7 protein-coding genes and 1 pseudogene are annotated in these 12,015 nt (G+C 63.5%); 7 read left to right on the forward strand and 1 reads right to left on the reverse strand.

The window, feature by feature from the left end:
* From ACMO6A_RS04530 to ACMO6A_RS04560, 7 genes and pseudogenes are all read left to right on the forward strand, one after another.
* A pseudogene (locus ACMO6A_RS04530) lies at positions 1 to 531 on the forward strand (F0F1 ATP synthase subunit beta); the annotation flags it as partial.
* Positions 531 to 941 carry an ATP synthase F1 subunit epsilon gene (gene atpC, locus ACMO6A_RS04535; protein WP_009608826.1) on the forward strand — a complete coding sequence of 137 codons (411 nt, stop codon included), beginning with the start codon at positions 531 to 533 and terminating at the stop codon, positions 939 to 941. The pseudogene ACMO6A_RS04530 and the gene atpC, both read left to right, overlap by 1 nt.
* A gap of 254 nt (positions 942 to 1,195) precedes the next feature.
* Positions 1,196 to 3,409 carry an EAL domain-containing protein gene (locus tag ACMO6A_RS04540; RefSeq protein ID WP_009608876.1) on the forward strand — a complete coding sequence of 738 codons (2,214 nt, stop codon included), beginning with the start codon at positions 1,196 to 1,198 and terminating at the stop codon, positions 3,407 to 3,409.
* Positions 3,410 to 4,059: 650 nt separating this feature from the next.
* On the forward strand, positions 4,060 to 4,530 hold the full coding sequence (locus tag ACMO6A_RS04545) for a hypothetical protein (protein WP_009608814.1): 471 nt from the start codon (positions 4,060 to 4,062) through the stop codon (positions 4,528 to 4,530).
* 160 nt (positions 4,531 to 4,690) lie between these two features.
* Complete coding sequence (dnaE, locus tag ACMO6A_RS04550; protein ID WP_009304816.1) at positions 4,691 to 8,152, forward strand: DNA polymerase III subunit alpha; 3,462 nt, start codon at positions 4,691 to 4,693, stop codon at positions 8,150 to 8,152.
* Between the two features lie 287 nt (positions 8,153 to 8,439).
* Positions 8,440 to 9,282 carry a tRNA pseudouridine(38-40) synthase TruA gene (gene truA, locus ACMO6A_RS04555; protein WP_035577328.1) on the forward strand — a complete coding sequence of 281 codons (843 nt, stop codon included), beginning with the start codon at positions 8,440 to 8,442 and terminating at the stop codon, positions 9,280 to 9,282.
* 41 nt (positions 9,283 to 9,323) lie between these two features.
* Complete coding sequence (locus ACMO6A_RS04560) at positions 9,324 to 10,112, forward strand: hypothetical protein (RefSeq protein ID WP_009608895.1); 789 nt, start codon at positions 9,324 to 9,326, stop codon at positions 10,110 to 10,112.
* Positions 10,113 to 10,147: 35 nt separating this feature from the next.
* On the opposite strand, the gene asnB is transcribed toward ACMO6A_RS04560, so the two are convergent.
* Positions 10,148 to 12,015, reverse strand: a 1,868-nt coding sequence (gene asnB / locus ACMO6A_RS04565; RefSeq protein WP_418470839.1) for an asparagine synthase (glutamine-hydrolyzing), incomplete at its 5' end; no start/stop codon positions are given.

Genomic DNA, 12,015 nt, shown 5'->3' on the forward strand with positions numbered 1-12,015 from the left:
GGCTCCATCACGTCCGTGCAGGCCGTGTACGTGCCCGCCGACGACCTGACCGACCCTGCGCCGGCCACGACGTTCACGCACCTCGACGCGAAGACGGTTCTGTCCCGTTCGATCTCCGAGCTGGGCATCTACCCGGCAGTCGACCCGCTGGAGTCCACCTCCCGCGCGCTCGACCCGCAGATCGTCGGCGAGGAGCACTATCGCGTGGCCGTGGGCATCCAGGAGCTTCTGCAGAACTACAAGGACCTGCAGGACATCATCGCCATCCTCGGCATGGACGAGCTGTCCGAGGATCAGAAGAAGATCGTGAACCGTGCCCGCAAGGCGCAGCAGTTCTTCGGCCAGTGCTTCCACGTGGCCGAGCAGTTCACGGGCTTGCCGGGCAAGTACGTGAAGCTTGAGGACACCATCCGTTCCTTCGCCGCCATCCTCGACGGCGAGTGCGACGAGATCCCCGAGCAGTGCTTCCGCATGAAGGGCTCCATCGAAGACGTGTACGCCGCGTACGAAGAGATGAAGAAGGCCTCGTAATGGCTGGGTTCATGTGCGACATCGTGACGCCGGTGGCGAAGCTGGTCTCTGATGAGGTCGAGCTCGTCGTCGTGCCCGGCGTCGAAGGCGAGATGGGCTTTCTGAAAGGCCATGCTCCGCTCGTGTCGGTGCTTGCTGACGGCGAGGCGCGCGTGAAGGCGGTCGGCGCCTCCGAGACCGTGCATTACGCTTTGCAGGGCGGTTACGTCGAGGTGACGGACGACAAGGTCATCATCTTGGCCGATCGTGCGCTGCCTGCGGCCGACATCGATGTCGAGCAGGTGCGCGAGCAGCTGGCCGGCATCGAGGAGCAGCTGTCCGGACTCTCCGAAGAGGAGGCTCGCAAGACGACGCTCGCAGCCGATAAGGCGTGGTGCGACGTTCAGCTGAGGGTCGCCAAAGCGGCTTAAGGCGGACGCGTTCGAAGACGCGCGGCTTCGGTCGCTTGGCAACGCAACGGCCGATGCGCTGCGGTTGACGAGCAAGATGTGGAAGAGCCCCCGCACGGGGCTCTTCCTTTTTTCCGGCTATGTTTTCGAGGCGTTGGCGTCCCGAAGAGGGATGGTCTCGGACAATGCGAGAGGTTCGGATTCGAGAGTGGTATGATAAGGGGGAAATCGTTGTGCGCCGACGGGCTGCGGCGCAAAGATGAAGGAGAACGCTCGTGAGTCGTCGGAAGTCCCTTGAATTCTCCGGATGCGTGCAGATCGAGGGCGAGGAAGACGGCTATGACGCGCTGACGGGGCTGCCGGATCGTACGACCTTGGAGCGACGCATCGAGCGGTGCCTTGCCCAGAAGGGTCGTCCGTTCAGCCTCATCGTCATCGATATCGACAATTTCAGGTCGTTCAACGACGCGTACGGCTATGCGGTGGGCGACGCGATCATAGCCCGGTTCGGACGCTATCTGCAGACGAGCCTCTCGACCGGCGTCGAGATGGTGGGACGCGTGGGCAGCGAGGAGTACCTCGCCATCGTCGACGGCGCCGACCGGGACGTCCTGGACGGCCTCACGAGCGATCTGCTCTCCGTGCGCCTGACCATCGACGGGGAAGGGCCTTCCGGGGAATCCACGTCCGTCAGCCTGACCGCCGGCGCGGGCGTCGTGTCGTGGGACGGGGAAGCTGCCTTGACGCCGGCGGCCCTCATCCATCAAGCCGAGGTGGCGCTGCGCAAGGCGAAGCAGCTCGGCCGGAGCCGCCGCTACGCGTTCGAGACCGACGATGCGGAATTCGCGCGTCTGCGGGAGGATATGCGGCTTTCGATGGAGCTGTCCGTCGAGATCGGCGATGCGCTCGAACGCGGGGAGTTCGAAGCCTTCTTCCAGCCCCTGTTCAGGCCCTCGAACGGCCGGATCGTGGGGGCCGAAGCGCTCGCGCGCTGGCGGCATCCGTCGCGCGGCCTGGTCAGCCCCGCCGTGTTCATCCCGCCGCTCGAGCGCAGCGGCGCCATCGTCGACCTCGATCTGGCCATATTCGAGCAGTGCTGCCGCTTCCTGCGCGACCGTCTCGACAAGGGCGCGGTCATCGTGCCGCTGAACTGCAACTTCTCGCGCTTGCATTTCTTGGACGACTCGTTCGCCGACGCGTTGAAAGGCATCGTCGACCGCTACGCCGTCCCTCCGTCGTATCTGTGCGCGGAAATCACGGAAAGCGCGTTCGTCGAGGATTTCGACACCGTGATCGGCCAAGTGAAGCGGCTGCACGAGCACGGTTTCAGCGTGGCCATGGATGATTTCGGCAGCGGGTACTCGTCGCTGGGCATGCTGCAGAACCTGCCCATCGACGAAGTGAAGATCGACCAGCTGTTCTTCCAGCGCGACCTTTCCGACTTCCGCAACGCGACCGTGGTGTACTCGATGGCGAACATCGCCAAGGTGCTGGGCCTGGTCGTGGTTTGCGAGGGCATCGAAACCGCCGAGCAGGTCGAGTTCGTGAAAGGCATCGGGTGCGACATTGCCCAAGGCTTCTTCTTCAGCCGCCCGGTCGACGAGGCTTCGTTCGGCGGCTTGCTGGAACGCGCCCTGGCGCACGAGCCCCAGAAGCGATCGCCGCTGCGCAAAGAGGACGCGCGGTCGTTCATCGTGCGCTTGTTCGATCATGCCTTCGTAAGGCAGGATCTCGATGCGTTCGCAGACTGTTGCTTCGACGACGTGCAGTGGCAGGATCGGTTCGAGGAGGGCTGCTTCTCGGGCATCGACGCGGTGCGCGCGCATCTCGAGCGCGCGATGAGCGGCCGGGAGCTCTCCATCGCGTACAAGGCCATCACGGTGAACGAGCTGTCCGGCGATCTCGTCGCGGTGAGCGGCGAAGCGGTATTCACCGGAGACGTGGACTACCAGGGCGTCTTCTACTTCGGTGCGTCGTGTTTGGCAACCGATGCCGGCGTCCTTCTGACCAAGATGAAGATCGACCGAGTCAACCGTTCGGGTCATTCGCATAGATCCTTGCAGATGGCGGCAATGGATATGGAGCGGTTGGACGAAGGCCCCGCGCTCGATCAATTCTACGGGGTCGTGCCCGTGGGCATCATTCGCTACGATTTGTCGGGCGACATGCTGATAACTTATATGAATCAAGCTATGTTCGACATCCTCGGCTACACGAAGGAGCAGTTTTACGGAGAGGTTGGAGCCAACCTTCGAATGATCGTGCATCCCGACGATCTCGACCATCTGTACAAGAAGAGCGTCGAGATGATAGAGACCGGCGAGTCGGAGCCGTTCTCCTATCGTTTCATCAGGCGCGACGGCTCCGTCGCACGCGTGCTGTATCGGCAATGCAATCTTCCGGGCATCGACGGGCGGCCCGTCACCCAGGGCATGTACATCGATCTGGACGAAGCCGAGCGCTATCTGACGGAGGGCGAAGGGGAATAGGGGAGTCCTGCGGAGCCGCGATGCGAGGGCGGCCGCGTCGATCTTCGCGCAATCGGGGATTTCTGTCGTCTGCTCGAGGCTAAGGGCTCGAACGACCCCAGCACCCGCCGACACCTGCTTGACGGCGAAATGCACGCGTCGAGGTAAAAATCGAACGGTTTGGTAATCCTGGCGGAGCCCGGCCGCGGCGCTTCGAGTCCGCCGAGTGCGATTGGGAACGTTTCCCCAGGTCGGATACTCCTCGAACCGTAAAACAAAGCGAATCAGTGTGATTACCAAACCGTTCGTTTTTTACCGCTCGACGCCGTTTCCGCCGTCAAGCCTCTACCGGCGCCCTGTGGGAGTCTGACGGGCTCCCGCAGTCTTTCGGTTTGGGCGCGAATCGATGCCTATGGCAATTCCTTTGAGTCCTACCGCCGCGAAGGCATGCAAAACCCCTGGTGGCTAAATCCCCCTGCGCCTTCCGGGGGTTCGATCCCGCCGGATATTGTCATGGGAGTCGATTTGCGCCCAAGGTGGGGAAGGATGCGCGAGCGCTCGGCGAGCCGTGCGAAATCGGGCAGGTTGTGCGCGATTTTGGCACGACTCGGTGCGCGCGAGCGAAGCGGTGCGTCCTACAATGGATCGAATCCTAAACGAAAGGGGTTCGTATGAACGCAAGAACGTGGAAGAAGCTGGGCGCGTGCCTGTGCGCCGGAGCGCTTGTCGCCGCGCTGTGCGCGGGTTGCGCTTCGAAGGTGTCCGACGATGCTGCGCAGCCGCTCGTCAACGGTGTGACCGATCGGCAGGAAGTGGTGTACTGCCTGTACTTCGGCCTCACCGACAAAGACACCGGCAAGCAGGAGCTCACCATGGAGGAGGCGAAGGATATCGCCATCCCGCTGTTCATCGAGGCGGGGTCGGGCTATACCGTGTACGAGGCCGAAGGAGGCTTCGCCAAAGAGGACGGGACCGTCGTGCAGAACGACACGCTCGTGTTCGACAGCACCCACGGCGACGAGCAGGCCATCCTCGACCTTATCGAGAAGGTCAGGCGGGCGCTCAACGTCGAAAGCGTGTACTGCGAGTCCAAGCTCGTCGGCTGCCAGATACGCGGCGGCGTCATATCGGGCGTCTCGTAAGCGGCGGATCGAGCGCTGCGAACGCCGCCTGCTGTTGCGGGCGGCGTTCGCGCAAAAACCATCGTTTGTTCGCTGTTTGAAGACGGCGCTTTACGACGAATGCTGTTAGAATGTCATCGATACCACGACGCGCATCCATGACTGACAAGAGGCACAAGATATGGCATTCGTCCACCTGCACAACCATACCGAATATTCCCTGCTCGACGGCCACACTCATATCTACGACATGGTGAAGAGAGCCGCCGACCTCGACATGCCCGCGGTGGCCATCTCCGATCACGGCGTGATGTCGGGCGTTCCGCAGCTGTGCGAGATGTGCGACAAGGTGGAAGCCGAGACGGGCAAGCGCGTGAAGCCCATCTACGGCTGCGAGGTGTACTTCACCACCGACGAAGAGCTGCGCAAGGACACGAAGCCGAAGCTGTACCACCTGCTGCTGCTGGCCAAGACGAACGAGGGCTACCACAACCTGGTGAAGCTGGTCAGCGAGTCGCACGTGGACAACTTCTACTACAAGCCGCGCACCACCTTCAGCATGCTGCAGAAGTACGGCAAGGGCATCATCGGCTCGTCGGCCTGCATCGCCGGCATCATTCCGAAGCTGCTCGACAACCGCCAGGTAGACGAGGCGGTCGAATGGGCCAAGAAGTTCGCCAGCTGCTTCGAACCGGGCGATTTCTACATCGAGCTGCAGAACCAGGGCATCCGCACCGATGCCGGGTTCACGCAGACCGAGCTCAACCACATGCTGACCGACGTGGCCAAGGCCGCCGGCCTCAAGACCATCGCCACGAACGACTTCCACTACCTCACGCGCGAGGACGCGCGCGCCCAGGACTACATGCTGTGCATCGGCACGGGCGCGGCGTTCAACGACGCCAACCGCATGCGCTTCGAGAACGACCAGTTCTACATGAAGACCGAGGAGGAGATGCGCGAGGCCCTCAAGGACTTCCCCGAGGCCTGCGACACCACGGTGGAAGTGGCCGAGAAGGTGAACGTGGTGCTGGAGCGCGACTCCATCCTTCCGCGTTTCCCGTTGCCCGAGGGCGAGACCGAGGAAAGCTACTTCCGCAAGCGCGTGCAGGAGGGCTTGGTCAAGCACTACGGCAATCCCGTTCCGCAGGAGGCGCAGGAGCGCGCCGACTACGAGATGGGCATCATCATCCAGCAGGGCTTCCCGGCGTACTTCCTCATCGTGCAGGAGTACATCGAATGGGCGCGCAGCCAGGGCATCGGCGTGGGTCCGGGCCGTGGTTCGGCCGCAGGCGCCATCGTGGCGTACGCCATGGACATCACTGCGCTCGACCCGCTGTCCAACGGCCTGCTGTTCGAGCGATTCCTGTCGCCCGAGCGCGTGGAGATGCCCGATATCGACGTCGACTTCGAGCAGGGCCGTCGCGAAGAAGTGATCAACCACATCAAGGACGTGTACGGCGAGGACCACGTGTCGCAGGTCATCACGTTCGGCACCCTGCAGGCCAAGAACGCCGTGCGCGACGCCGCGCGCGTGCTGGACTACCCGTATAGCACCGGCGACAAGATCACGAAGATGATCGGCGACGAGCTGGGCATCACCATCGACAAGGCGCTGGCCACGAACCCCGATCTCAAGAAGGCCTACGAGACCGAAGAGGACGTGAAGGCCGTCATCGACGCCGCGCTGTCCATCGAAGGCCACGTGCGCGGCGAGGGTGTGCACGCGTGCGCCACCATCATCTGCCGCGACCCCATGGCCGATCACGTGCCCATGAAGCGCGACACCAAGGGCGGCGGCATCATCACCCAGTACGACGGCCATTACACGCCCGAGCTGGGTCTGCTGAAAATGGACTTCCTCGGCCTGCGCACGCTCGACGTGCTCACCATCGCGTGCCGCAACATCGAGCAGCGCTTCGGCACGAAGGTGATTCCCGAGGACATCCCCATCGACGACGAGGGCGCCTTCAAGCTCATGCAGTCCGGCAACATGGACGGCCTGTTCCAGGTGGAGGGCGCGCTGTACGTCAGCTTGTTCGCGCGCCTGCCTCCCACGCGCTTCTCCGACATCGTCGCCTCGATCGCGCTCAACCGTCCGGGCCCGCTGGAATCCGGCATGGTCGAGGACTACATCAAGGTGGCCAGCGGCAAGACCTCCATCCACTACTACGACGAGCGCCTCCGCCCCATCCTGGAGGAGACGTACGGCACCATGGTCTACCAAGAGCAGATCATGCAGATATCCATGGCTATGAGCGGTTTCTCGGCGGGCAAGGCCGACAAGCTGCGCAAGGCTATGGGCAAGAAGAAGCTCGACGTTATGCGCGCGTTGCAGGAAGACTGGAACACCGGCGCGGTGGAGAACGGCTATCCGCTGGAAATCGCGAAGCAGATCTGGGAAGACGCGGAGAAATTCGCTAAGTACGCGTTCAACAAATCGCACTCGGCCGCCTACGCCATCCTGGTCATGCGCACGGCGTACCTGAAGGCGCACTACCCGAACGACTTCATGGCGGCCGTGCTGTCGTCCTACATGGGCAACACCGACCGTTTGATCCGCTACATCGCAAGCTGCAACCACTCGGGCATTCCCGTGTTGCCGCCGGACATCAATTCGTCCAACGCCGAGTTCACGCCCACCGACGAGGGCGTGCGCTTCGGCCTGGTGGGCGTGCGCGGCGTGGGCGCGAACGTGGCCGAGGCCATCATCGAGGAGCGCGAGGCGAACGGGCCGTTCACGTCGCTGCACGACTTCGTGAACCGCCTGGACGCGAAATGCTACAACCGCAAGACGCTGGAAGCGCTCATCAAGGGCGGGGCGTTCGACTCGACGGGCTACACGCGCAAGCAGCTCATGTACTTCGTTGACGAGACGCCGCTGCTGGAAAGCGCCTCGAAGCGCCAGAAGGATCGTGAGAGCGGCCAGGTGTCGATGTTCGACCTGTTCGGCGACGATCCCGATTCGGGCTTCGAGGAGGAGGTTCCGGAACCGGACGGCGTGGAGTGGCCGAAGCGCCAGCTGTTGACGTTCGAGAAGGAGATCATGAAGATCTACGTCTCGGACCACCCGCTGCGCCCGTACGAGGGCACCATCGCGCGTATGACCAAGTTCTCGCTGGGAGACCTGGCCGAGCGCACGAAGGAGATCAAGTCCGCGGTGTTCGTGGGCATGATCTCGAACGTGGTGACGAAGCTGACGAAGCGCGGCACGAAGATGGCCACGTTCACCTTGGAGGATACGACGGGCCACGTGGAGTGCATCTGCTTCAAGTACGACGACAACGCCGAGGCCATCCAGGAAGACGCCATCGTGAAGGTGAAGGGCAAGTTCGAGGCGAACGACCGCGGCAATCAGATCATGGCGTTCGAGGTGGAGGTCATCGAGCTGAACGAGGCCGATGCGCGTCCGTCGCACCTTGAGCTGAAAGTTGCGTCCTCGGACTTCGACCAGTCGAAGTCGCTGCGGCTCAACCGCATCTTGAAGTCGTATCCGGGTCGCGACGGCGTGGTTCTGCTCGTGCAGCAGAGCGATGGCCGCAAGTTCCGCGCCGAACTGCCCGTGTCGGTGGATTCCCGCAGCCCCGTCATGCGTTCCGAGATCCAGGATCTGTTCGGTTCGCAGGTGTGGAGGGCTTCTTGATGCTCCGTCGTTCTCGAACGACGGAGCTCCTCGACGCTGCGAAGCGCTGGGGCGCCCTATCTCGCGGCGATGCCGATGGCTCGCGTACGTAGCGTCGTATCGCGCATTGCCCAGTCGCTCAAACAGTCCTGCTCGCTCGAAGGCCCCGCTGGGGCCTTCGGCTCGTGCGGAACTCGCTTGGTGGGCAACGCGCGATACGACGTAGCTTCGCGGCGCTTTTAAACAATTTGGCAAGCGGATAGCGCCCCCTCTTCGCAGAGGGGGCGTGTTCGTTTATGATGTCGGCTATGAATACGCAAACCATCACCCCAAACACCGCGCGTAAGCGCGAAGCAGCGGCCGCTGCGGCAGCTGATAAACCCGTGCGCGACCATACTCTGGCGTTGACCTTGTCGTACAACGGCGCGCCGTTCAGCGGCTTCGCTCGTCAGCCGGGTCAGACCACCGTGCAGGGCGACCTCGAGGATGCCCTGCGCATGCTGTTCCGCCGCGACGTGGAAACCACGTGCGCGGGACGGACCGATGCGGGCGTGCATGCGCTCGGCCAGGTGGTCAGCTTCGACGTGGACGACCGCGACATCGCAGGACGCTCGCTGCCCAGCTTGCGCCGTTCTCTCAACGCGCTCACGCATGACGCCATCACCGTGCGCGAGGTCGAACCGAAGAAGCTGGGCTTCTCGGCGCGCTTCGACGCGCAGGCGCGCGAGTATCACTACCACCTGTGCGTGGACAGCACGTGCCCCATCTTCATGAAGGACTTCTCGTGGTTCGTCCCCGGCGGCCTCGATATCACGGCTATGGAAGCAGGTGCGCAGTATCTGCTGGGCGAGCACGATTTCAAGAGCTTCTGCATGGCCGCCTCGGCGGAAGGCAAGCCCACGCACCGCAACGTGCGCGAGATTTCCTTCCATCCCGAGACGGTGATGGGCGAGAACCTCATGTCCATCAAGGTGGTGGGCAACGCGTTTCTGCACTCCATGGTGCGCACCATCGTGGGCACGCTGGTGATGGTGGGGAAGGGCCAGCGTGACGCCGATTGGGTGGGCGAGGTGCTGGAGGCGTGCGATCGTCGGGTTGCGGGGGAGAACGCCCCAGCTCAAGGGCTTGTATTCTGGCGAGTCATCTACTGACGTGCTACAATAGGCCTCCGATAAACCGAAGGCGGCGTATCATGTTCAGCACATCAACGGCAAAGCGCGTGGCGCGCGAGGCGGAAAAGATCGTATCGCTCAAAGAGGATATGGACGCCGTCTCGTGGACGCGCGTGCTCGAAATAGGCAATCAGCTCCAAGAGGGCGTCGACGAGGCCGAGCGCGTCTCGCTGGCGTGCGAGCTCGTGTCCATCGCCCAATCCAACCGCTCGCTGTACACGCGCTTGGGCCTCGATCCGGAACCCTCGTCCTCGCGCGTGATGGCGTCGGGTATCGAAGTGATGGAGGGCGGGCTTGCCGAGGCCGCCATCGAAAAGCGGGGAGATCGAGGGGGACGGCGCCCTCCGATCGTCGAGGCTCCGTCGATCGAGCCGGAGGTTTTCGTGGAAGAGCCGAGCGAAGCCGATTTCCAGGTTGCCGGCGTGCAGGCGGAATGCGATCTCGTGGCGAAGAACGATCCCGACGAAAGCGACTTCATCGAGGCGGCCGAAGCCGTGGCGCGCGTCGATTCGCAGTCCGCTCCTTTGCCCGTCGATCCCGAGCCCGTCGATCCTGCGCCCGTTGCCGAGCCTGCCGCGCAGGTCGAGGCGACGAAGCCGGAAGAACCCTCCTCGACGCAGCCGCAGCAGGAGCCGCGACCAGAGCCGGAGCCGAAGCCGGAGTCCGTGGCTGCGCCCAAAGAGAAGCCGCCTCGGCAGCGCCGTTTCGCGCGTTTTCGCAACCTGTACGAAAGCCGCGACGGCGGTCTGTGCGTCTTCGAGGACGAGCACGGCCACCTCGTGGCCGTCGACTCGTCGAAGCTCGCCTAGCGAACGCGAAGGGCCCCGTAGGGCCCTTCGTTCGTTTACGCCGCCGGTTTCTTGGGGACGGTCTTGTCCACGAAGTAGATCTTGTACCACATGAGGAACATGTAGACGATCCAGATCTTGCGCGAGCGGTCGATCTTGTACCTGTGCTCGTCGAGCAGGCGCACCAGCTCGTCGGTGTTGAAGAACTGTTGCGCGATGTCGCCGGTGAACCATTCCTTGACCTGGTTGTAGTAGCGGTCCTGGCGCAGCCAGTCCACCATGGGCACGGGAAAGCCCAGCTTCTCCTTCTGCGCCCAGTCTTTCGGGATGGTGCGCTCGGCCGCCTCGCGCAGGGCGATCTTCGTCTGCTCGCCGTTCGCTTTGAACGGGGTGGGGATGGTGCGCGAGACGTTGAACACCTCCTTGTCGAGGAACGGCACGCGGCTTTCCAGCGAGTGGGCCATCGACATCTTGTCGGTTTTCAGCAAGATGTCGCCTACCAGCCAGAAGAAGAGGTCGACGTACTGCATGCGCGTCGTGTCGTCGAGGCCGGCCGCCTCGGCGTACGCGGGCGCGATCAGCTCTTGCGGCGAGCACGCCTGCACGGGGCGCTTCAGCAGGCGGGCGCGCTCCTCGGGGCTGAACGCCACGCCGTTGGCGTTGGTGTAGTACCAGTCCTCGGGGGTCTCGCTGGCGCGCTCCAGGTAGTTCGCGCCGCGCACGCCCAGCGCGTGAGCCGCCTTCGACGCGCCGCGCAGCAGGCCCTTCGGCACCCAGGACAGCTTCGCGTTGGCGAACGGCGTCTGGTAGATGCGGTAACCGCCGAAGAACTCGTCGGCGCCCTCGCCGGACAGCACGGCCTTCACCTTCTTCGCGGCCTCCTGGTCGACGAAGTACAGCGCCACGGCGCTCGGGTCGGCGGACGGCTCGTCCATGTGCCACTGCACGCGGGGCAGGCTTTCCCAGTACTCCTCTTCGCCGATGTGCTTGGAGTTGTTCTCGATATGCAGTTCGTCGGCCAGCTCGCGCGCCCAGGAGATCTCGTCGCGCTCGCCCTCGTACTCGGCGAAGCCCACGGTGAACGTCTTGATGTCGGGATTCTCCTTCGCCAGGCATGCGGCCATGTAGCTGGAATCGATGCCGGACGACAAGAACGAGCCCACCTCCACGTCGGCCACGTTGTGGTAGCGCACGCTTTCGCGCATAGCGGCGTCGATGGCCTTCACGGTGTCCTCGCGGCTGCGGTTCTGGTCGAAGTCGTACGTGGGGCGCCAGTAGCGCTCGGTTTCCGTCGTGCCGTCGGCGCGCACGGTCATGCAGTGCGCGGGCTCCAGCTTGTAGATGCCCTTGAAGAACGTCTCGGGCAGCGCCGAGAACTGGAAGCACAGGTACTGCTCCAGCGCCTCCTCGTTGAGCTCGCGCTCGTAGGCGGGGTGCTCCAGGATGCATTTGATCTCGGAGGCGAAGATGAACTGCGGGCCGGCCTCGCCGTTCTGCACGGTGTAGTAAAACGGTTTGATGCCGAAGAAGTCGCGCGCGCAGAACAGCTCGCCGCGCTGCTTGTCCCAGATGGCGAACGCGAACATGCCGCGCACCTTGTCCAGCAGCAGCTTGCCCCAGGCCAGGTACGACGCCAGCAGCGTCTCGGTGTCGGACTCGGTCTTGAACGTCCAGCCGTCCGCGGCCAGCTCGTCTCGCAGGTCGCGGTAGTTGTAGATCTCGCCGTTGAACACGATGGCGTAGTCGCCGATGGTGAACGATCCGGGGGCGGAGCCTTCCGTAGCCGGCGACGTCACGATGGAGTCATGCGCGCCCGTGGCGCGCACCATGGGCTGGCTGCCGTTCTCGAGGTCGATGAGCGACAGGCGCCGATGCCCCAGCGCCACGCCGTCGGCAAGGTACTGGCCCTCGCCGTCGGGGCCGC

This window comes from Eggerthella sp., assembly GCF_048329335.1.
GTDB classification, from domain to species: Bacteria; Actinomycetota; Coriobacteriia; order Coriobacteriales; family Eggerthellaceae; genus Eggerthella; species Eggerthella lenta.